Source organism: Paenibacillus sp. 1182 (genome assembly GCF_017833915.1).
Taxonomy (GTDB): Bacteria; Bacillota; Bacilli; order Paenibacillales; family Paenibacillaceae; genus Paenibacillus; species Paenibacillus polymyxa_D.
The window spans coordinates 111736-135141 of the sequence record NZ_JAFICR010000013.1 but is presented as its reverse complement, the minus strand read 5'-3'; the positions used below and the strand labels follow the sequence as shown (position 1 = coordinate 135141).

At 47.9% G+C, this 23406-nt stretch carries 17 protein-coding genes and 1 riboswitch; of the genes, 2 read left to right on the top strand and 15 right to left on the bottom strand.

Annotation, left to right across the window (positions count from 1 at the left end; translation table 11 throughout):
• Nucleotides 1–54 precede the first annotated feature (54 nt).
• The 13 genes from JOD82_RS23225 to JOD82_RS23165 form a co-directional block, all read right to left on the bottom strand.
• Complete coding sequence (locus JOD82_RS23225; RefSeq protein WP_209949996.1) at nt 55–5022, bottom strand: DUF4132 domain-containing protein; 4968 nt, start codon at nt 5020–5022, stop codon at nt 55–57.
• A gap of 15 nt (nt 5023–5037) precedes the next feature.
• A complete protein-coding gene (locus tag JOD82_RS23220) occupies nt 5038–5457 on the bottom strand; it encodes a hypothetical protein (RefSeq protein ID WP_165150009.1) in 420 nt (139 codons plus the stop codon).
• A gap of 345 nt (nt 5458–5802) precedes the next feature.
• Nucleotides 5803–6660 carry a MetQ/NlpA family ABC transporter substrate-binding protein gene (locus tag JOD82_RS23215; protein WP_039272474.1) on the bottom strand — a complete coding sequence of 286 codons (858 nt, stop codon included), beginning with the start codon at nt 6658–6660 and terminating at the stop codon, nt 5803–5805.
• 202 nt (nt 6661–6862) lie between these two features.
• The gene (locus JOD82_RS23210) at nt 6863–7534 is read right to left on the bottom strand and encodes a methionine ABC transporter permease (protein ID WP_039272472.1); all 672 of its coding nucleotides are present in this window, start codon (nt 7532–7534) and stop codon (nt 6863–6865) included.
• Nucleotides 7527–8252 carry a methionine ABC transporter ATP-binding protein gene (locus tag JOD82_RS23205; RefSeq protein ID WP_165150007.1) on the bottom strand — a complete coding sequence of 242 codons (726 nt, stop codon included), beginning with the start codon at nt 8250–8252 and terminating at the stop codon, nt 7527–7529. The genes JOD82_RS23210 and JOD82_RS23205 overlap by 8 nt, the downstream gene beginning before the upstream one ends.
• Nucleotides 8253–8391: 139 nt before the next feature.
• Nucleotides 8392–9183 carry an energy-coupling factor transporter transmembrane component T family protein gene (locus JOD82_RS23200; RefSeq protein ID WP_039272469.1) on the bottom strand — a complete coding sequence of 264 codons (792 nt, stop codon included), beginning with the start codon at nt 9181–9183 and terminating at the stop codon, nt 8392–8394.
• Nucleotides 9158–10609 carry an ABC transporter ATP-binding protein gene (locus JOD82_RS23195; RefSeq protein WP_165150005.1) on the bottom strand — a complete coding sequence of 484 codons (1452 nt, stop codon included), beginning with the start codon at nt 10607–10609 and terminating at the stop codon, nt 9158–9160. Before JOD82_RS23195 ends, JOD82_RS23200 begins: the two co-directional genes overlap by 26 nt.
• A complete protein-coding gene (locus tag JOD82_RS23190; RefSeq protein WP_029517589.1) occupies nt 10609–11205 on the bottom strand; it encodes an ECF transporter S component in 597 nt (198 codons plus the stop codon). The genes JOD82_RS23195 and JOD82_RS23190 overlap by 1 nt, the downstream gene beginning before the upstream one ends.
• 250 nt (nt 11206–11455) lie before the next feature.
• Nucleotides 11456–11565: riboswitch (TPP riboswitch) on the bottom strand.
• Nucleotides 11566–11608: 43 nt separating this feature from the next.
• On the bottom strand, nt 11609–12406 hold the full coding sequence (locus tag JOD82_RS23185; RefSeq protein ID WP_029517590.1) for a TatD family hydrolase: 798 nt from the start codon (nt 12404–12406) through the stop codon (nt 11609–11611).
• 20 nt (nt 12407–12426) lie between these two features.
• Nucleotides 12427–15036 carry a polynucleotide kinase-phosphatase gene (locus JOD82_RS23180; RefSeq protein ID WP_209949995.1) on the bottom strand — a complete coding sequence of 870 codons (2610 nt, stop codon included), beginning with the start codon at nt 15034–15036 and terminating at the stop codon, nt 12427–12429.
• Nucleotides 15033–16484, bottom strand: coding sequence for a 3' terminal RNA ribose 2'-O-methyltransferase Hen1 (locus JOD82_RS23175; protein ID WP_209949994.1), 1452 nt, complete (start codon nt 16482–16484; stop codon nt 15033–15035). The genes JOD82_RS23180 and JOD82_RS23175 overlap by 4 nt, the downstream gene beginning before the upstream one ends.
• Nucleotides 16485–16505: 21 nt before the next feature.
• Nucleotides 16506–17324 (bottom strand): nucleotidyltransferase domain-containing protein, encoded by an 819-nt coding sequence (locus JOD82_RS23170; RefSeq protein ID WP_029517593.1) that lies wholly within the window; start codon nt 17322–17324, stop codon nt 16506–16508.
• A gap of 19 nt (nt 17325–17343) precedes the next feature.
• Nucleotides 17344–18912 (bottom strand): limonene hydroxylase, encoded by a 1569-nt coding sequence (locus tag JOD82_RS23165; protein WP_209949993.1) that lies wholly within the window; start codon nt 18910–18912, stop codon nt 17344–17346.
• 198 nt (nt 18913–19110) lie between these two features.
• Here JOD82_RS23165 and JOD82_RS23160 point away from each other — a divergent pair, with 198 nt between their 5' ends.
• Together JOD82_RS23160 and JOD82_RS23155 are read left to right on the top strand one after the other, a co-directional pair.
• The gene (locus tag JOD82_RS23160; RefSeq protein WP_029517595.1) at nt 19111–20436 is read left to right on the top strand and encodes a helix-turn-helix transcriptional regulator; all 1326 of its coding nucleotides are present in this window, start codon (nt 19111–19113) and stop codon (nt 20434–20436) included.
• Nucleotides 20411–21211, top strand: coding sequence for a WYL domain-containing protein (locus JOD82_RS23155; protein WP_029517596.1), 801 nt, complete (start codon nt 20411–20413; stop codon nt 21209–21211). The genes JOD82_RS23160 and JOD82_RS23155 overlap by 26 nt, the downstream gene beginning before the upstream one ends.
• 86 nt (nt 21212–21297) lie before the next feature.
• On the opposite strand, the gene JOD82_RS23150 is transcribed toward JOD82_RS23155, so the two are convergent.
• Together JOD82_RS23150 and JOD82_RS23145 are read right to left on the bottom strand one after the other, a co-directional pair.
• A complete protein-coding gene (locus JOD82_RS23150) occupies nt 21298–22275 on the bottom strand; it encodes an aldo/keto reductase (RefSeq protein WP_039272461.1) in 978 nt (325 codons plus the stop codon).
• Nucleotides 22276–22614: 339 nt separating this feature from the next.
• Entirely contained in the window at nt 22615–23373 is a 759-nt protein-coding gene (locus JOD82_RS23145; protein WP_029517598.1) for a TraX family protein, read from the bottom strand.
• Between the last annotated feature and the right edge of the window lie 33 nt (nt 23374–23406).

The window sequence follows — 23406 nt, the reverse complement described above, 5'->3', positions numbered from 1 at the left end:
GTCTAGATGCGAACGTTGAGTTCATTATAAATCTATATACATCAGAATTCTATTCTACGCTTGAAGCTGTGTAAGAATTTGCGGGTCCTTGATCTTCTGATCCTCGGCCAACAACACTATTTTGGATAAAATCTCGGCTGTTCTTGGGTCTTCGTCCAGAAACGGCAGGAAGATGCGTCCACGATGCTGCGAATGCACCGGAATAATATGCAGCGCTCCCTTCGCTTGCTTATAGACACCCCCGCTTCCCAAATGCACAGCATATTCGCCAAGAGTCCCATCTACACGTGCATAATTCCCATCCACGCGTACATTGCTAATTTTCAGCAGGCGAAGTGATTCCTGCACAATGACCCTACGCATTTCAATCGTCGTCAGACTGGCCTCTGGATCAACGCCGCCTACATGGGCAACACTGACAACCAGATCCACGTCCCGCATAACTTCGGAGAACAGAACAGGAGGAACTTCGTCCAACGGTACGCTCTTATACGTTGTCCGATCAAAGAACTGCACGGTCTCCAGCGTAGGAGCCTCGGTATCTGCTGGTGAGAACCAGTCCGCCATGGCATACAGGTTGGCAATCAGATTCTCAGCATAGTACACCTTCTGGAGCCCATCCTCATAGCTGACCGTCCATTGGCGACCTTTCAATAGGGATACCGTCTTATTCGGCTGTACCTGGTGTCCCGCATATCGACGGGAAACGGTCGCGTTGGCACGTTCATCAGCATTCAGCAGGTACAGCTCACGGAACACCTGCTTAAATGGCTGGCGTATCTGACGGTCGAATAAGTCCTTCTGGAAGTCGCTCCAACGGCCACTTTCGAACAAGTGAAGGGGGTGAGCGATAATCAGCTTATCCTCTTCTCCTATAGAATGCTGTTCAGCAGAAGGATCAGTCAACACCAACGTATCCCCATTAAAATATCCGAGGTGCTCGCCAGCCTTGAAAACCAGTGTCCGCACCAACGGAGCAAGCACAGGATTACCCAGCAATCCTCTCAATTCCTTCACCATAAAGGTCGTGCCAGACTCCATAGAGCGCTCCAATTCCTTCCGAGCTCTGCGATACTGATCCACCAGATCTCCTTTAAGCTCCTTCAATGCCGTAATATACTCATCCTTCTTGAAACGAGCCGGAATGGATTTCAGCGTCTTGCCTTTGCTTACAATTTCAATATCTGCCGCTCCTTCATCATCAATGACGAGCTGCACCGTTGTAGCCTCGTCCAAAGCATGTGGCTCGAAATAAGACCGGAGATCATCCAGCTTGCGAGCCTCCATGTCCCAGACAAGACGGGTTACGTCATCATAACCTGCGTTACGTGCCAAATTCCCGAGTGCAATTCGTGAAACGAGTGCCTCACTAGCCTTACGCTGTGCCCCAAATTTTTTGCTTTGTTCCAGAAACCTTTGGATAAAATCATAACGTTCGCGTACATCTGGTTCAGGTGGCTGAGCAAGTGGAATCAAACTGTAGGTCAGCAAATGGTCTTTGTTTCGCTTGTCTTCCACTGATTTTTCCATTTCACTCCGTTTGAGCTTACCCAGCGTCGCATCCGCAAACAACTGGGATCGACGATGATTGGCTCCAGCCGAAATATACTTGGCACAATCGTACAGCAGATCAAAACGTTCCTCGCCCAACGTCTCGTAAGCCTCATGAAACCAGTGAATATCGAAGGCACCATCATTAAAATCTTGCGGAGCAATCGGCGAGTAATGAGCTACAATCGTTTCCTTCTCGGCCGAAAAACCTTCATTGATATGTGCATGGAAATACCATGCCGCACTGCGAAGTCCTTCCCATCCGAGATAACCCGCTACAATCTCAATCCACTGCGGGGCATACATTGCCGCCTCCAGCAGACGTTTATCTGTAATTTTAGTGTCCTTTAACTTTTCCTTGAGCAACGTGGCATCCTCGCCCTCACTCGGATAACATGCCTTGAGCAAGTGACTGAACGATTCCTTTTTGGTAATACGATCACCGTAACCGTACACATAACCACGCACGAATGTTTCCTTGTCGAGACCCTCCAGAATACGGATAAAATAATCCATGCCTTCAATTCGGTTCAAGCCCATAACCTTTGGCGTAGCCTCGGTAGGCAAATCGCCTCGAACCAATTCAACCTCTAACAGTCGATCAATAACCGTACGGCGTATCTCCAAAAATTCCGGGTTGCTAGAAATCCATGTATTGCGGGCATTGGTTAAGGTACTCATATGTCTTCTGCTTTCACTACCGGCCAGCAGTTCCCGATATACTTCCCCTACACCGATCAACCCTTTTTCATAGGCTTTGAAATAATCCTCCAGATCCAGCGGAGAATAAAAACGATTTTCCGCTCCTGGCAGTTCTGCGTAGTTCACAAAAGTATGGAAAAAGCGCTTAAAGGACTCATTATCATGAACCTGCCCCTTCTCCAGCGCCACCCACGGGCCGGACAATAGATGGAGCATTCCCAAATCCTCTGCTGGTCTGTCCTTAGGCACGCACTGCACTAGTGAATTTAAAGCAAGGTCAATTACGTCAAATGTTTGGTCACCGGATGTGTCCATAAAATAAGCATTAACTAATGTGCTTACCTGATCGGAGTAGGTCAGCTCTGCCATCCATCTTTGAACCTCGTTAATCCGATCCACAGGATACATTTGCTCAGCGAAGTCTTTACGCCATCCTTCCAGCAGCTTGTGCTTGCTTAGCTCTGAATAGTCCATTTTAAAAGAAAAGTATCGATAGTAGCGATCCAGCGTTCGGTCCATAGGCTCCAATCGGTCATAAAAAACAAGCTCCAGCAGTTCACGTGCTTCTATGCCGCTTTCCTGCAAATAACGGTCCCACTCCTCATAAAGAGGATATAAAGACAGCCTGGAATCTACTTCTTCATCGACCTGAACCAGCCGTAGAGGGCGAAGGTTCGTCCCAATAAGCGATGTATCTTTGTAGCCTGAATAATATTCCGCTGTATATTCCACATCACGATGATGATGAACAAGCTCATCCAGTCCAGTCAAAAACTGCTTGAGCTTCTCCAATGGACTAACAAAAACATCGGCCAATCTAAAATCATCCAGATCCACTTTCTCTTCCAACCAAGCTTCCTTGACATTCGGATCGTACAGGCCAAAACCGTTAGCCCCTGTATAAGCATCCTCCTGTCCCAGTTTGGACAGCAGTTGCTCCTCTTTGGCGGTAGGTTGCTGTATGATATCCGCCAAAGCCCGCAGGTTTTCATACTGTTCGGCACGATCCGGGTCTGCATATATCTTCGTCAATACCTCCAGTCCACCCAATCGTTGCAGCTCCGCCTTAGCACGCAGCAAGCGTTCCAATGAGCCAGCGAGCGGCTCTTCCGATTGTGAGAGCAACACACCAATGACACTTTGTCGCAATGAGCCCGTCTTGAGCTTTAGTAAGGCTTCCATTTGTTGCATTTCTGGTTCCGACAGCGTCAGCTTACGCGCCTTGGCCACAGCAAACTCACGGATACTCATACTTTTGTCCGACAAACTGGAAAAAATAAAATCACGCTGTACCGTATCCTCAGGATTTTGCACAAAATGGTTCAACAGTTCGCCACGCAGATTAGGGCTAATCTGTTCCTTTAAGGCTATGATTTCCCCAATCCAAGAAGCGTCCATATCATAGCCAGCGAGATATAGCATTTTTTGAATAGGTGCATCTGAGCGGTGATATAGATTTACAAAATCTAGCACCTTGGAGGGCTCGGTGGACTCACCCTTTTTTATATGTACAAACAGGTTATGAAGTCGTTCAAAATCCTTACGCCGCTCCTCTTTGCTCTCCAGCAAAGGAGTGCGCACCACTTTAACGATCCGATCCGCGACTGTCCCGCCTTCTATCCATTCATAAAAATAATTGCTTGTATAGTTCGTCAGAATCCAATATTGAAGCTCCGGATCTGTTTCATCCAGATATTCTCTCGCAATTCCGAGGCGCACATCCTTGTTGTCACTGTTAGACAGTACATACAGTGCTACGATCTTCTGGTAAGTTGCTCCCTGCTCCATGAGTTTCCGAACCTGTCCATACAGATCACGTTCCTCATGTACTGCGGTAGCCCACAAACTCATATACACTTCATTAGCATTTGAGCTGGTCAGCCATTCCTGGCGCAGTTCACTACGAGTCAATGCTTCATATGCCTGCTCGATCAGTTGGCGAACGACCCGTTGATTGGCGGATTCCAAGCCCATTCCCGTCCATACTGCAAGCGCCCGCACTACCGAGCTGTAACGAATGAAGCCTTGGTCGATGATCAACTTTAACAGATATATTAGAGCCTCCGGGGTTCCTTCATCCATTTGTTCCACAATACTTTGGCGCAATCCCTCTTGGAGTTTGGCAGCTGCCAGGAGCTCTCCGATCATGCGATAATTCTCCTCCTGATGACTCAGGAGCATGCCTTTAATCATATTGCGTGTAAGTAACGCCGCCTGATTATCCCCATAAATAATAGCTTTTAGCGCCTCAAGCACCTGTGAATTGCCGTTGTCTAGCTCGTAAGCAATCCAATCACCAATCGTTTCCTGAATCCGGTAATCCCTACCTGATTCATAATCTTTTTTCGTTAAATAATCCATTATAGAGAATCCGATACAGTCCATTCGGATCAACTGCACCATTCTTTTATAAACTCGGGAAGTATGGGCCGTAATATCTGAAGTGCGGAACGGTTTTCGCGCATACCCGGTGCTGTATGGATATTCAGTCACATGCTCTGTTAGATGTGCGAATACATCGCCCGCTGTTTGTCCAATTAGAGCACGTAATACCTCTGTTAGTGGCTTAAACAGCGGTTCTCCGCTTTCTGTCGCCCGTTCTTTTAATATTCGCTGACATTCGTTAAATGGCTCCTCGTTCTCCTGTATGTAATGAAGCTTACTCAGTTCCACAACATACTGAGCCAACTCCTGTTGTTGTCCCTCCAGTTGCGCCGCGCGCTCCTTCAGTGTGGTGAAATATTCTTGCTCATTGTTCTCTCGATGCATATTTCATTTCCCCCTCTACCATAGGCCTCCAGCCAGCATTGTGAAGCGTATAAATACAATTTCATTCCCATCCTTAAGTGCCAAAGGAGCATCCAGTTCAATAGTTTCCTCGTCACACACAAAAACTCTGTATAAACCATCTTCAAAGGCCTGCATCGCTGTGTTCACAGCATCCTTAATATCCGGGACACCATCATTATATACGGAACCGAATCCTACTTTGCCTATCTCGCCTTGTGCCTCAACTTCCTCTCCCGTGAGGAATGGAATCAGCGCGACACTCTCCTGCTTATCCCGCAGCTTTTGAACATTCAAAGCAACGGTTGCAGTAATCAAATCTCGCAATGTTTTTGGAGCAGGACTCAGTTCTATTTCCTGTCGTGCGAGTGCGGGCTTGCGTTTTCCCAGACTTTTTACAGTTACAAGCAGCTTCATGTCGTTCCCCTTCCTTTTTATTCACGCTTTTGACCCGTTGTCAGCTGAATTTTTTGACCCATTTAAAACACCGTTAACGAAATCGAAAACGAATGTTTGTTCGTATATTTATTTTAATAGGTTCCTTATCATTACTCCATCACCCTTTATGACCAAAATTCATAATGCTGTAATACACTAAAATCTTAAAAAATAAGACTTTGTACCCTGATTTCGATGAAATTTATCCATATTAAGGATGAAAAAGAAAAAAACCTGCACAAGGGAGACCATCTGCTCTTCACAGACTTCACTCCATTATACAGGTCAAATATCATCATAAATAATGTTTCAATACTTATTTAATTAAAATGCTGGAACAACGCTATCCTTGTAATTGTCCTCAAAAAATTTACGCACTTCCGGTCCGGTCATTCGCTTTGCCAGCTTTTGAATGGCATCGGAATCTGCATTATCCTTACGCGCTACCAGATTAATGGCAAAGTGCGTATCGTCTTTTTCGGTAATCAGCGCGTCCTTCTTCGGTGTCAGACCGAGCGGCTTGGCATATGCGGGATACATGGCAGCCATGTCCACATCATCCAGTGAGCGCGCCAGCATCAACAAATCCACTTCTTTAAACACAAACTTTTTCTTATTCTCAATAATATCAGCCTGTGTAGCATTATAGCCTACGCCTTCTTTAAGCTTGATCAAACCGTTTTGCTCCATCATTACCAAAGAACGTCCTGTATTGGCCGGGTCATTGGCAATGGCAATAGTCGCACCTTCGGGCAGGTCTTTAACGTTCTTGTATTTTTTGGAGTACGCACCATAAATGGCGTTGTAAATTGGTTTTATCGCTACCAAATCAGACTTGTTGCTTTCATTATATTGTTGCATAAAAGGAGCATGCTGAAAGAAGTTAGCATCCACTTCATGGCTTGCCAATGCGTTGTTCGGTTGGATATTGTCTGAAAGCACGACGATTTCCAGATTGACTCCGTCCTGTTTAAGCAGCGGCTTCACGATATCCAGCACATCTGTCATCGGTGGGATGAGCGTCGCTATTTTCAGGGTCACTTCTTTTTGGGAAGTCGCTTCTTTAGACTGTGTTTCTTGTGTAGCCTGCTTTTGACCACCGCATCCGGCAACCAGTAGCATAACGACAGCAAATAGTGTAAGTAATTTCAAGTTCGTTTTCATGTTGTTTTTCCGACTCATTCGATGTGGAACCTCCAAAATTAGTTGTGATCGGGAAGATAAAAATGAGTTACAGCATAGCCGCTTCGCGTGCAGATTGTTCTTCCGATCGCTGACGCTTCTCCAGAACAATTCTGCCCGCTCCGCTTTTGAGGCACTGTAAAGTCATTTTTATTTCCCATAGTGGGCGGTGCAAGTGTTAATGAAGAGATTCATAAACCATTTACCGCTTGTCGATCCGGCGGGATATGGTGCTTCCAGTGAACTGGATCGTTTGTACGAAAATAATCATGACGACGATGGTGAACGCCATCAAGCCTGTTTCAAAACGCTGGTAACCGTAGCGGATGGCAAAATCGCCTACCCCGCCACCGCCCACAATGCCCATCACCGTGGAGTAGGAGATGAAGCTAATGGTGGACGTGGTCAAACCCAGTACAAGCCCAGAACGAGCTTCCACGTACAGAAATTTGAAGATAAGCTGAAGAGTGGATGCCCCCATAGAAGTAGCGGCTTCAATTACACCCTTCGGCACCTCAAGCAATGATTGCTCCACCAGCCTCGAATAATAGGCGATGGCCACCACTGACAAGGGAACCGTAGCAGCCATCGTACCCAGCGCCGTCCCTACGACCAGACGTGTAAATGGAATCATAAACACGACGAGCAGCAAAAACGGGAACGAGCGAATGACATTGACCACACTGTTCAATAGGGTGAACAGCAGTCGATTTTCATATTTTTGCCCTTTGCCGCACAAATACAAAATCGTTCCTGCCGGAAGCCCTAACAGTACAGCTGCTGCGATAGAAATCCCCACCATAATAAACGTCTCTCCGATGGCTTTCCATATCTCAGACTGATATTGCGCAATGATGTTCAGCATTTCATTCATCAGCTTCACCTGCTTTCGCTGTTGAACCTACCGCAGCGTCAGCTACACGTTGCGTGGAAAGCAGCTGTCCATCCCGCATTTCTGATACATGGGTACAAATGTTGCGTACCACGTCCATATCGTGCGTTACAATTACAATGGTAACTCCCAGTTCACGGTTGATCTCCCGTAACACGCCCAGAATATCCGCGGTCGTCTGCGGATCAAGCGCCGAGGTCGGCTCATCACACAGCAGCACCGCAGGTCGATTCGCCAGCGCTCTGGCTATCGCTACACGTTGCTTTTGGCCTCCGCTCAATTGTGCCGGATACTGTTCTGCTTTATCAGCTAAGCCGACGAATTGCAGGCATTCGCGCACACGTTCTGCTCTCTCTTTTTTCGCGACACCTGCCAGCTCCAACGGCATTGCTACATTTCCACTGACCGTCCGATTGTGAACAAGATGATAATGCTGAAAAATCATCCCTATGGATCGCCGCGCTTCACGGAGACGTTTTTCCGGCATGCGAGTCAGATCTTCCCCGTTCACAACCACGTTTCCCTCATCCGGCCTTTCCAATACATTCATCAACCGGAGCAAGGTAGACTTACCGGCACCGCTGGCACCTATAATACCGTGGATTTCCCCCTCCTCCACTTGAAGGGACACGGATTGAACCGCATGAAATTGGCCGCTTGAGGTGGTATAATGCTTGTTTACCTGATGCAGCGTAATCATGAAACCTGGCCTCCTGATGATCCATTTCTCAGGGAAAATGTAATAAGCCCGCCAGCCCAGGCGGGTCTGTACGAGCCGTCAATTCCCATTGCATTAATATACCACAGAGCAGAAAACGGGCAAAGCCTTTTGACAACAATTAACGTACATCCCACACCCCTACATAAGGAAAGCAAATCCCAAGTCCCCAAGCCAGCGTAAGCATGACGACAAAATAGAATATGAATACAATATCTATAGCCGAATAGCCGATCGCATAATAATACGTTCGCTTGGTTTCATTGGTAAAACCCTTGGCTTCCATAGCAATAGCAATGCGCTGGGCACGCCGAATACTTTGAGCGAGTAGCGGAATCGCATACCTGCGAAGCGTGGCATACATATTCCATTTGGACACATGCTGATGTAAACCTCGAATACGGTGGGCTTGTCTCAATGCCTGGAATTCCTCCACCATCATAGGCATCAACCGCATGGCTGCCAAAAAGCTGTATGCATACTTCGGAGGGAGCTTCCATTGCTGCATCAGTGAATAAAAAAGGTCCACTGGACGAGTCGTTAAACCAAACAACAAACCTACCGCAGCCATACTCAGCGCACGAAAGCCCAGATGCATGCCTCGGTAAAAGCTTTCCTGCGTCACATGGATCAAGCCCCATGTCCACCAGGTCGTCACCCCTTTGCCGAACATCATCATGCCCGTTGAAGTTGAAATAAACACCAATATAAAGGGAGACCCGTATAGCAGCAGCCTCTTCCATGGATGGCCTGACCAGACAAGCAGCAACAGCATAGCACACGCAACATTAAACATGACATTCGGATCATGAATGACTATAACGACCACAAACAGGATGGAAAACATCACGAGCTTTAGGCCCGGATTCACGCGATGCAGCCATGTTTTATGATGGGGAAAGGACAGGTTCATACTGTAGTTCCCCTTTCTGAATCCGCCATGTATCGGTACAATATCGACGGACAATTTCCGGGTCATGGGTGACCATCACAATGGCCGTGCCCGCCGCTCTCAGCTGCTCCAACATATCCAGCATGACAAAGGTATTACGCGCATCCTGCCCAAAGGTCGGTTCATCGAGCAGCAGCACTTCCGGCTCACGAATCATAGCCGTAGCAATACTCAACCGCCTTTTTTGGCCTAACGAAAGCTGATACGGATGCCGCTCGTCCAGCCGCTCCAGTCCGAACTGTACGAGCATCCGATCGACCCGTTCCCGGCACTGTTCAACGGTATACAAGCTCTTGGGTAACGAATACTCTAGTTCCTTTCGTACGGTATGCGCTACAAATTGCAGCTCGGGATTTTGAAACGCGAACCCGATACGCTCTGCCAGTTGTTCTGTACTGCCTGCCTCAATTCCGCGCACGCTATAACGTCCCTGTGTGCGAAGTAAGCGCATCATGGAGAGCAGTAGCGAGCTTTTGCCAGCCCCGTTTTCACCAACCACGCCAATCCAGTCGCCAGGCTTCACCTGCGCATGCTCCACATAAATCACTGAACTTAAACCGCGGAGGCCGCTAAAATGTTCTAGCTCCAGCACATCAGTCCCCGCACCATTCTGTTGCGTCACTGCTTCACTCCAACGTGGCGAAGACGCTTCATTCCATACTCCCGGATACCACACGCCGTACTCGGACAATGCCTGCCGGTGCACATGAAATACTTCTTGGGCCCTTCCATCTGCAATGATCTCCCCTTGAGCAGAAAGCACCACAATCCGATCCACATCATGGACAATTTCATTAATTTTATGCTCCACAATCACCAGTGTCTGGTCTACCGAAATGTTGCGAATGGTATCCCACACCTGTGTAGTGCCTTCCTCGTCCAACAAAGCCGTGGGCTCATCCAGAAAAAGCACTTCTGGCTCCATAGCCAGCACAGACGCAATCGCCAGCCGCTGCTTCATTCCCTGTGACATGCTGCCAATGGGCATATGTATATCATCCGTCGATAGACCCACCTGTATCAGCAGCTCGCGAATACGGGATCGCATCTGCTCCCGGGGAACCTGATTATTTTCCAACACAAAAGCCAGTTCCTCATCTGCATATGACATACAGAACTGCGTATCAGGATCTTGAAATACAATACCTGAGACACTTGGGATTACAGCAGCATCGCATTTCATAGGCACTTCTATCGTGCGTGGAATCAGACCGCTTAACACTTGGAGCAGTGTTGATTTACCGCATCCACTCGGTCCCAGTAGCAGCAGCTTTTCCCCCTTGCGGACAGACAAAGACATATTGTGAAAAAGCAGCTCTTGCTCACCGGGGAATTTCAACCGTAGCCGGGTGATCGAAGCCACCACATCTTCGGTTGCCCGGCTCATCAATCCAGCCCCTTATAATCTTGTTCCGTTGCAGGCCTCAAACTTCGCGTGACTCCGGTTACCTCCAATGCCTTAGCCAGATAGAACGCGAATACCCCGGCAATCACAATACTGCCAATCATCCGAAATCCAATATACAAAACATAGTTCCAAGTCGATAGCTGATCAATATACCCGTAGCTGAAGTCTAAAATCAGAGAAGTGACAGCCGCCCCAGCCGCAGCTAGCGAAGCAACCCACAGGTTTGCGTTCCGATACAGAAAAGCCGCAAAAAACAGCTCCGCTCCCAAGCCTTGCAGCAGGCCATAGTACAAGGTGGACATACCCCATTCGCTTCCCAAAAAAGCACTGACCGTTGCCGCTGCCACCTCTGCCAAAATCGCAACACCCGGCTTGCGAATGATGAGATAAGCAAACGTACCTGCCATAAACCACATGCCATACATCAGTTGCTCGGCGTGTAGACCCAATGGTTTCATCAAATCATAGGCAGGTCCCCATATTTTGTAGATCAACCCGAACACAACAGCGATCACAATCGTGACCAAAATATCCGTCAGTTTCAACCCTTTGGACGCTCTTACAGCAGTATTCATTATTGCGTGCTCCCCTTTTTCCTTATAGTTGGCCTCTTGGCCATGAAAAAAAGCTTGTCTGGAGCTGAATCTCCAGGCAAGCTTTATGCGCAGTAAAAGGTGAAGCACCATACAAAACATCATTCGTCGATATGCCTTATATAACCAGTAGTCTAAACTACTACACTGATACCCAGCCAAGTCAGGATCAAGGTAAAATGCTAGGACATACATTGAATCTATCGACAACCGCAAAAAAAAGCGGCATTCCTGTATAGTGTTCTTGGTTTCTCTACGCTGGCATTACCCAGATCAGATTTCACGGTCAGTGGCAAGGGCCACCCTCTCAGCCTGACTTTCTCAAGCTCCCGACAATGCTTTTTAATTCACTATAATATATACCACATCTATGGCTTTGACAATCCTATAATCCGAAGAAACGTTTAGCCGTTTCCGTCGTCGCGATTTCGATCTCCATCATGCTTCGACCTGTACATTCGGCTATCGTAGCAGCAATGTGAGCGAGATACATGGGCTCATTACGCCCTTCTTTAGGCTTCACAGGCAAATTACGCGGGGTCAAAAATGGAGCATCCGTTTCAATCATCAGACGGTCCAAGGGAATATCTCTGACCAGTTCACGCAGATGCTTCCCCCGCCGTTCGTCGCAAATCCAGCCGGTGATTCCGATATACAGTCCCATTTCTACATACGTACGCAATTCCTGTTCCGTGCCGGTAAAACAATGCACTACCGCTTTATCAACAAGCCCTTGATACTCCCGAAGCATAGCGACAAAGTCCTCATGTGCATCTCGTTCATGCAGAAATAACGGCATTTTCAGCTCACCCGCCAGTTGGATTTGCTCGCCAAACCATCGGCGCTGCACATCACGTGGCGAAAAATCACGGTTATAGTCCAATCCGCATTCCCCTATGGATACGACCTGCGGCTGACCCGCCAACTGGCGGAGCTGCTGAATCGTGTCTGCACTGCAGTCTTTGGCATCATGGGGATGCACGCCAGCTGTCGCATACAGCTTGCCCGGATAACGCGCTGCATACTGAGAAGCTTCCCGACTGCTGCGGACACTGGTCCCGGTAATAATCAGCGGTGAAATCCCTACAGCCGCGGCTCTCTCTACCACCTGTTCCCGATCTGCATGAAACGAACGATGCATCAAGTTCACACCAATATCAATTAACGGTGTACCCCTTTCCATCTCAATCCCTCCCTCGCAAACTACAATCTTGGATCAATCGGCTCTGATTCCAGAGATAGTGCGGCAAGGACGCATTCATGAATACGATCTACCGTATCCTTGCGGACAAAACGTTCCACGCCTTCCATACCAAGCGCTCCTTCCATCAGGGCATGACGCTCCTTTTTGTTCGTTCGACGCTGCTTCAGACGCTTTAAATTCTCAGGGGCAAGATAATCCATACCGTAAATGATGTGCAAATACTTCCGGCCTCTCACCTTGATTGCAGGCTGAATCATCTTGTCCCGATTTTTCATCAAAAAGCGTTCCGGCTTGATCACAATCCCCTCATGACCATCCTCTGTCATCTCGTTCCACCAACGAATGACCTCTTCCTCGCTTGCTTCGTCCGTGATCACGCGATACTCTGTCTCCATAAACAGGGAAGACAGCCCAGCCAGCTCCCGGTTTTGCTCCATATGCCAAATATGAGAATGGTCGAAAAAAGTCTTTCCGCTGTGTGCCAGCGTATGAAACGGTGCGATACGAATTTCATCCAGACCGTCCACATCCCAGCAATATTTTTGAAAAGCCTCTTGAAACGTCACGGCATTCGCGTACTTCTGTTCCATTTCCTCCAACCAGTCTCCAACCTCTCGGCCCGCAACCTTCGCCTGCTTCAGCTTGTCTACCAGCTTACTGCGATCCAGCAGAGCTGCTTCACCCACATGCGCATACTGTGCAGCAATCAATTCCCGAGCCTTGAGATTCCACGGTACAATTTCCGCATCCAGCAACACAAAATCCGTCTGGTTCCGTTCAAAATATCCGGCAGTCCGTAGATCCACATTCAGCTTTTCCAGCACTTGCTTCCCAAGGCTTTGTTCAAAGAAAGCTCTCCCGCTCCGACTGTAGATCGTGCCCAATGTCGGGTAGCCTACATACTCGACAGCGGCCTGTTCGTTTTTGAATAATAGCAAAATAGCCCGGCTACCCATATGTTTTTTCTCGGCCACCATCGTTTGTACCCCTTGCCCGCGATAATAAGCCAGCGCTTCACGCGGATGCTCCAGATAACCTTCCTCTGCAGACACCGCTGGAGCAGGACTCATGGTCGGTGGAATATACACCAGTTCCTCTATCGGTACTGTCACATGTGACACGGCATCTATAGCGGTTTTGACCGATTCTCCTTGAACGCGCACTTCGCCATACGATTCCGTCAGTACACTGTAACCAGCGATGAGCTTGCGTAAATTCGGCGGGGAAAACCGTTTTCTCTGCCACCGGACAAGTGGGCTATCGGGATCATTCGCATAATTCTCATGTGCCGGAACGCTGACAAATTCCTTTTCCGGAAAACGATAAGCGGTTAGCATACCGCCAAATACCACACCCTGATCAATATTCACCGTCTGATTCACAAGGGTAGGCTGCGGTCTAGGATCATGTCCCCATACTACTATTTCTCCCGATTCATGGTCTACGAACCAATCTTTGCGGATTGGTTTTCCGTCTGCATCCTGTCCTTCCGTATCTCCATAACGGCAATAATCAGAAATACGTGCCGACTGTTTGCCGATAAAATGATCCTTAATCCCCGCATGAGCCACGACCACGTGTCGCAATCCATTCCTGCCAAAAATAAGATGTGAGGGTGCATGTAGCAGAAAGTCCCTTAACTCGCTTCTAAGCTGTTCCGCCGCTGCCTTGCCCGCTTTTTGTTCATACTGGGCCAGTTCCTCTGCAAATCGTTCATCCCCATGACTGAGAGTCACCTTTCTTCCATCAAGGTAACGGCCGATTTTCCAGCCATGATTGCTGTCAATCATATACGCTAGTCCAGCATCCACGTGCTTTTTCCAGAACTGCACCGCTTGTAACGATTTGGGGCCACGGCTCATCACATCCCCGACAGATACCAGTCTTCTGCCATCTGGATGATGGTATAGTCCTTCCGTATCTTCCGTATATCCTAGCCGCTCTATCACTTCCAGCATCTCACGGTAGCACCCATGGATATCACCAATGATGTCAATACCTGAGCCAATCTCATGAAACAGTGGCTGCGCACGGCGAACAAAATTCATTTCTTCTATATCCTTAAGGATATAGCAAGCGTTAAAGCCTTCCTCACGGATCCCACGCAGGTTCCGCTTTAACAGCTGTGCCTGCTGCTTGACCCGTTGGCGGCCACGCGGATGCTCCCTGCCTAAATCACGTTCCAGCAGCACAGCTTCGGATACATCCAGTACCAAAGCCATTACAGGAACATGCGCCTTGGCTGCCAACTGTACATATTTTTGACGGTCCTCAGCATACAAATGGGTGGCATCCACAACCGTCAGCTTATTCAAGCGACAGCGCATAGCCAGAATCGTATCCATCGCCTCAAACGCCTTGGCTGACATTTGCTGATACTCATAGAACAGTACGTCCGATTCCAGTCTTGCAAGTCCACTCCAGTCTATAAATTCCGTATCTCCGACCAGCTTGCGAAAATGATCCGAGGATACCACTTCTGTCTCCAGCAGAATCCCTTCGCTCACCAGCTTGTCTAATAATGTGGTTTTCCCACTGTTGGAGGCCCCCACCAACACAACCAGTCCAGCATGCGGTAAATGAATCGTACGTTTGGATGAATTGCTCATGCTTCCTTCTGCTCCTTTCTGCGCGTAAATATAGCCATTTGGGTCGGTTGTCCAAAGCCTTCGACCTCTTCTCCGATCCCCTTCAGCGCTACCGAATAAGGAGCTTCCACAATCCACTGCTCACATCGTTCCTGAAACTCGCTTCTACTCCATTCAAAACGGTGATCGCCATGCCGCATCTCTTGCTGATTCATACGATACACTTCATTATATTCACGATTGGGAGTCGTCACGATCAGCACGCCCGGCTGATACTCCGTTACAATCGTCTTCATCACCCGGTTCAGACGATGCTCATCCACATGCTCAATGACCTCACATAGGATCATCACATCTTTTCCCCGCAATTGTTCATCATAATAAAAGAGAGAGCCCATCATGGGTGTAGGACTGATCGCATCGGCATGCCTTTCCAGCTTGTTAAAACGCTCCACGGCTCTCAACTGTGCATACGCAGACGGCTCCACCGCCCAAATCTCTTCAACGCCCGTCATTCGGGCCATCCGAGCCGATAGCTTCCCTTCCCCTGAACCCAAATCTACGATTTTCTGTCTGCGAGGCAGCTTGCGAATTACGTCCATAATAGCTTGATACCGCAGCTCATTTAGCCGTACTGTAGGCTGTTGCTTCCCTTCCTCATGTGGCTGTTCTGGCTGTTGAATCTGTTCGTGCTTATCCTTTTGAGCTTGGACAGTATCCTTTTCAATATATTTTTTAATACCTATTTCATCATAATCAGATTGCTCAAATTGCTCAATCAGATTGGTAAAACGAAGCGTGCGTCGAATGATAAGCTCGCGTAGCGGATGCGCTGACAGCCAGCCTTCACCGTAACGTCTCAGCTTGTCAAACTCTTCTTCACTGATATAGTAGTGCTTATAGTTATCCAACACCGGAATCAACAGCAATAACTGACGTAGCGCATACTGCACCGTCTGATGGCCACTTAACGTGACATATCTGACAGTGCTTCGATTTTTCAGCTGAAAAGAATAGTCTGCTTCCCCTCGTTCTATGTCCACTTGATAGCCCAGCGGAGCAAATAGTCCCTCCACCACAGAATCCGGTAAATCCGAAGCAACAGGCCCAAACGATAACTCCAGCGCGAAAGGATGCGTCACCCATTCTGCATACTCTTCTTTGGGTTTGCCGTTCAGTGCCGTACCAAGCGAGCCACGAATATAGGTGCAAAATAAGCTGCTGGTTACAAACTCCCGGTCATTAATATATTGTGTAATATCATAGCTATCTGGACTGTTTTTGACCAAATCTATCGAATCTGGCGAAGCCTGAATGACGATTTCTGCCTCTTCCTCGGTAAACACGGTGTACACCATGCGTACACGCGCACCCTTTTCCGTGCGATCATACGTATTGTAGGGATTTTTGGCAAGCAAGTGCGAAATCATCCCAGCATTGTTTCCGGTTGCTTTTAGCGTGATGTGCATACTCTACTTCTCCTTCCCAGCTTATACTTTCCATACTTCATTCACCGCAGCGCGGAACATATCATCCAACTGCTGATCACGTCCACTCTCCATATGCTGAAGCAAGGGCGCCTTTTGTTCAAAATAAGCAATTTGCTGCTGGATAAAATCATTCACCACCGAAAGCTGTGGCTCCACATCCAGCTCCTCGCCCGCTTTTTTACGATCAAGCAAATGTTCGATCACCTGATAAAGTTCGGTATGTGCCGGAATGAGTTCCTCTAGCAATTCTACGAATTCCATTGGAGGCATGCTGTTGTGACGTTCAATCCAGCTACAGGCCAGCAACGGGCGCAGCACGTAAAAATACTTTTTAATCTTCACCTGTTCTCCCTGCAAATAATCCCGATAATTTCCCCGCGCCATATTCAGATAATGGTACATGCAGGACTTCGGAGAGAAGGTTAACGGCGAGATCGCACGAATCTGATCAGCCACTGCATATTGCTCCAGATAGGAAATCGGAGATTGCAGCCATTCCAGCAAAGGCGGATTGGATTTGCGAAACAATTGGAGCGCCTTTTTTAAATCCCAGCCGTTTATATCCAGCAAATCGCTGATTGGCCGTTCAATCACATCCCGCTTATCAAAAATAGATAAATACCATTCTATGGGTCTTACATAGATAAATCGTACATCATAGTCACTGTCCTGTGAAGGAAACCCCCACGCCCGACTACCTGATTCACAGGCGTATACAATGCGCACCTGCTCCGCTTGCTCCAACGCGCGCAGCTCACGCAAAATCGTCTCACGCATTTCCGGTTGAATGAAACCCTGCCCATGCTTCATATCCGTCATGTTGTTCCCTCCCTTATCATTAAAGTATTTCCCGAATCTGTTCTCTAATCGACTCCTCCGTTTCATCTATCGATAAGCGGCGAAGACGCTCTGTCGTTTCCTCTCCCCACATCTCAGAAGGCCATTCCTTGAGTACATGAAGTGCTGCATGACGATTGGAGATCACCGGACTCCAAAGTCCGGCAGCAACTAGCTCTTGTCCCATTCCTTCGTAAGAAGACAATAGCTGAAGCAAAATACCCAGACATTGATGCGCTTCATACTCCGGTCCAAAGCCCGGCACATCAGCAGGACCAGAAGCAATTTCTTCCAGAGGCAAGTGCTTTTCTGCAAAAGCCACCAGCTTACGAGCCCGCTGTTCATCCTCTGTCTTGATGAGTTCAAAGTATAGATTAGGCTTGACTGGATATTTACTTAATTGATCAAATAGCACGGGCCATACATCTAGTGCTAGCATTCGAGCTACGCGAATGGCGCAGTGGAGATGCGGTGAATCTGCATACTGCAGTTCCTGCTCTACTGGCTTCACCCACTGCGGATCGTCCATCATCTGCTGGCATATTGACGCGTAACGTTTACGTAATTCCGGCGTCCATTCATGCTCATAACGTGCCTCCCATGAATCGTCTTCTTCATCGAGAAAATCCGCAGTATCCATGATGATCGTAAAATGCTTCACAGTCGTACACATGGTCTTAGCATGGCGAAGGTAGTTGCCTATGACCATAGTGGCATGCTCATAATCGTCTATACTTTCCGCAGGTCCGCCTGCTGCCAGCAAAGCCGATAGAATATCACCCGCCCCGTCAAACAACTCCTGATCAATGTGCGGTACAGCGATGGCTGTATGCAGTTCGCCTTTATGAGCACACTCATAAGCAAGATACTCATACATGACATTGTTGCGGAATCCTTCCCTTAATAACCAGTCACGTATTTCCTGCCGCGCAGGCTCCAGCCGTTCTACTACGTGAATACGTCCCCAGCCATGTACCTGTGAGGCTAAATTATACAATTGTTCGTTGGCCTGCTCCGAAATATTACGGATAGCTACAGCTGCATATAGCGTGAATTCATCATGCTTGGCTAGTGTTAAAATAAGTTCGTGGTGCTGATCCGTCTCCAGTAATCCAAGCAGCGCAATACCGACCTTCACCACATTGCGATGTGCTCCGTGTTCAGCCAGCCAACGTGCTTCCTCATACAATCGATCCGGCTGAATTGCTGGATGCTCGCGCACCGCATCTAGCAGCGGATCAATCAGGCTGAGCGCATTTTCCTCCATCAAGCGTACATACGTCTCACGTCTCGTCTTCATCCCTGGCTTGCGGCATTGTCTGGACAACAACTGCGCCAGATCCTTAATTTTGTCAGTCTCTCCATCTCCGCCAGCGCCATGATGCCCAAATGCTCCATCCAATCCTCCTGCCACCCAACGCATCGTGTGACCTGCCCAGTATTCTTCATCATCTGGCAAATGATCATCCGTAAGCCTGCCCTGAGGGTCCAGTCCCTGCTTAATCGTTTCATAAATCGAAAGCTTACCTACCCATGGATATAACACTTCATTTTTGAATCGTCCAAACATGTTGTATCACCCTTCTGTTATGTATTGCTTCTTACTTATCGTGCTACCTTATATCCCTATAATCCTTTATTTTGGAAGTCATGAACATGGTGAAAGTATTACAAGGATGAATAATTTCCCTTTTTCCTACATCCCTTCCCTGTTAGAATAAAGGGATACTTACTTTCGGAGAACGGCAACAGAAACGGGGAATGCATCATGGCGAGAGAGAGTTTTGATAAAGAAATTCAATTCCTGCGTATGCTCACATTAACAAGCGGCGCCTATAATCGGCAGCAATTCGCAGATAGACTGGGCATTTCGGTACATACCTTTGATAAAACAATCCGGCGTCTCAAGGAAATTGTCCAATCGGTACAACAGCAGTTGCCTGCGGAACACGGACATGATTTTAATGAGATGCTGCGCTTTAATTATTACGAATCGGCTGATCCATTATTGTTATTTCTGTTTCGGGCCAAATCGCTCAAGGAATCGGAAAGCGTCCGCTTATCCCTTCTGCTGACAGCGCTACAGTCACAGCCTATGACCACCATGGAACTATTGGATGCTTGCTGCAACGGGCTGCCTTCCGACAGTTCACTACCGGATGAGAAAACGATTCGTTCCGATCTGAAATATCTGGTTGAAGTCGGCGTCGTTCGCAAGGAACCCGGCGGCAGACCTTACCGCTATGCTGTCCGCAACGATCTGGTGACAGAACTGACGGACGAGGAGCTGCTGGACTTATATGATTTTGTAGACATTATGGCCAACACCCAGCTCCCCTCTGTACAGGGATATCTGCTGCGAGATCATCTTAAAAAAGCCATGCGCCGTCAGCTCGGAGATCGGGAGATGGCCGAACCTTTTTTATATAAATACCACTATTATTCACGCATTCTGGACGAAGCCCATATTCATCCGCTTCTACACGCCATTCGGCAACGCCGCTGTGTAACTTTTTTATATTTTTCGACATCCAAACGAAGCATGTACGGGTCACAAAACACAAACCCGCTGTTTGAAAAAGAGACCGACGGCCGTGAACACACCATTCTGCCCCTACAAGTCATCTATGATCATCAATATGGACGTTGGTATATTCTGGGTCATGTAGGCGGTAAAGGAATCATGAAGTTTCGTATGGAGGGCATGACTCAATTGGTGGAGGGCAAGCCTGTACCAGAGCAGTTTCATGCCGATCTGCTAGCGGTGTTGGAAGAAAAAATGCGGTACAGCTGGCTTGTTGATACGGGTCGTCCTGTGAAGGTGCGGGTACGTTTTTTCAATCCTGAGGGCGCGAAGCGCAACTTTATTCGGGAACGTGTGCTGTCACAGGGACAATGGGGTACGATCGCGGAGGAGGAAAGTGAATCCTTTATCTATGAAATCACAGTGAATGGAATCACTGAGATTAAACCGTGGATTCGCAGCTTCGGATCAAGCTGTGAGGTATTGGAGCCTCAGCGGCTACGGAAGGAATTCAGACAGGAATGGAAGGAGCTGCAAGCCTATTATGAGCCTGTTCGAGAAAATATTTAACTACCAGATCGTCTCACGGCTGGATGAATCGGGCGCTTTTGCTACCACATCACAGGAAAGAATTTGGCTCAAATCTATGCTTGCAGACTCGGCAGCGACAGAGGGTTTTACCCCGGCTACACTTGATAAGCTTCGGCAATTACTTGCAGACGACGAGCCGCTGGAGGCCGATGGAAGTTTGCGGGAAAAGGCAGGTATCCCTGCTGTCTCGGTATACCATCCACTCTTGCGTGAATTGCGTTCCATTCTGCGATCCCGTTCTGGCATCTGTGTGACCTACAAACTGCGCAACGGACGCTTGCATGAGCGAATGTCCGGTTTTCCATATAAGCTGGAGTTTTCCATGGTCAAAAAAGAATGGAGCCTGCTGTGGTATAATCGCAGACACCGCGCGCTCATGTCTACCAAGCTATCTAATATCGTGAACATCACGGAAGATGAGCTTCTACCCGAAGAGGCCGATAAATTCACCCAACGTATACTCGGTATACTGGAGTCGCGCAAGGAACAGGGCATCATCGAAATTGTTCCTGTATATAACGGTGAAATGTCTCGTATTTTATATGCTTTTTCCTGCTTTGAAAAAGAGGTCGAATATGTTCAGGAAGCAGATACCTATCGTATTACACTCACTTTCCAGGCAGACGAATGTGAATATGTGTTATCCAAAATCCGTTTCCTGGGCAAACGTGTCAAGGTCGTCCAAGGCTCCCGGCTGATCTCACGAATGAAGGAGACAACAGCCAAGGCCCTTGCACGCTACGAAGAGGAATAGCTACTGAGGCAAATATGAGATTCATCCATGTAAATAGCCCCTCCCTCCGTCTGTTAATGAGACGAGGGAAAGGGCTTTTAAACGAGTTATGGCAAGGCTTGTCCGCGCGCACTGACGTACAATTCATACCATTCCTCACGGGTCATCAGCTCGCTCTGGCGTTCCGCATCCTGACATGCTTTGATTCGTTCAGGATTGGCGCTGCCAATGACAGGCTGAATCCGTGCTGGATGCTTCATAAGCCAGCCAAGGACGATCGCTTCACGTGTCGTTTCCTTTTCAGAAGCCAGCTTCTGCACCAGCTCTGCCGTCTTAACGACATGCTCAGGCGCCCCTTCCAAAGAACCTCCGCTAAAACGTCCCTGCGCCAGCGGTCCCCAGGCTTGGAGCTGAATATCCTCGGTTTGGCAATATTCTAGCAACCCTTCACCAAAATGTACATTCGTCCCCGCCTGCTGGTTCACATGTACGGTCTGATCTACAAAATGCAGATGTGCCAGGCTCATCTCCAGTTGATTAGCGATCAGCGGCTCCGTCAGGCTCCGCTCCAGAAAACGAATTTGGCTTACATTCATATTAGAGACGCCAAAATGCCTTACTTTGCCGGATGCCTTGAGCTCACTGAACGCTTTCGCTACTTCTTCCGGCTCTACCAGCGGATCGGGGCGATGCAGCAGCAAGATGTCCAAATATTCCGTACCCAGACGCTTCAGGATCCCATCCACGGACTCCATAATATGAGCATATGAGAAATCAAAACGGCCCGGGAGCGTACCATCTGGCAGAAAAATACCACATTTGGACTGAATTACGATTTGCTCACGCAAGCCCGGCTGTCCCTTTAAAATCTGACCGAAAATCTCTTCCGCTTTCCCCATACGATAAATATCCGCATGATCGAACATCGTAATCCCAATGGATCGTGCAGCTTCTACAGCTCTCTCCGCTTCAACGACATGCTCCTGCGTAAACGGTGCATGGCTCCATTCTCCACCAAAAGGCATACAACCAAGCGCCAGCCGACTATCGGAGATTCCACGTTTCTGTAAAGGCATAATCTTCATGCTGCTCCTCCTTCAACCTTCAAAATATTCCCTGCTTCATCCACATATGAAGAGTCCGTGGGACCGCTATCACACACCTATTTTACCACTTACTTACGGTCGTGTTCGACAATGCTTGTATTGAGTTCAGTCCTTCCACAGCATACTGAAGAAAGAACTGATTCACCTTAATCGTTATGAAATCCGGGACGAGGCCAAGCAAGGTATTTTTGCGTATATTGGCGGACTTTCACCGCCAAGTTATCATTCATACCGATCGCACTATATAAAAAAATAGACGGAAAACATGTCGTTTCCCGTCCAATTTTTTTATTTTAGTTACTTATTAGACAGCCCTTCTTATATGTAATAATCAATAGCCAACTTCAGCAGATAAAGCGCGAGCAAATGCAGCGGATAAAACAAATAGAAAAAGGTTCGTGGGCCTTTTCCCCTCTCTCCATTATATCGGGATAGCAGAGGGAGTGCAAAAATACAGGCCCCGCCGATCGCAAACGGATAAAGATATTCGTTCATTGTGCTGGCGTTGATGCCCATGATGCTGAGCGAATCGGGAACAGCCCATATAATGATGACTCCGAAAATGAACATAAGCGCAATTATTGCAATAATCCATCCGTTGTAAATCTTCTGTTGTTTGCGAGCGACATAGAAAGCTAGAACCAGTAACACTCCAATTACACTCCAGTCTCCCAAAAAAGAGACTACGCAAAGAGCCGAAATCGCCAAGTATTTAAGTACAGGATTGGTCGTGTTGTCATAGAACCATATTGCCAGTAGGCCCATCAACAACGTTAGCATGATGTTTCCCGAAGTATACCAATCTTTAAATACCAATCCGTAAGGCACCACACTGGCTAGCCCGGTTAGAGCAAGGCGTATTGTATATTTTTTGAAGCTTCTGGTATGGATATATCCTTCGGCTACAAAAAAAGCCATGATAGGCAATGTAATTCTGCCTACCACCTGAAAGCCCAAAAAATCGGCAAAAAATAGCCCTCCAATATGATCAATTAGCATTGCTAATACTGCAATTAATTTTAAACTGGTGGCATCAATGCCCTTCACCTCTGCTTGAACGGATAATCTTTGTTCCATATTCCTCCCCTTTTCTTCCCGAAGGACTATGCC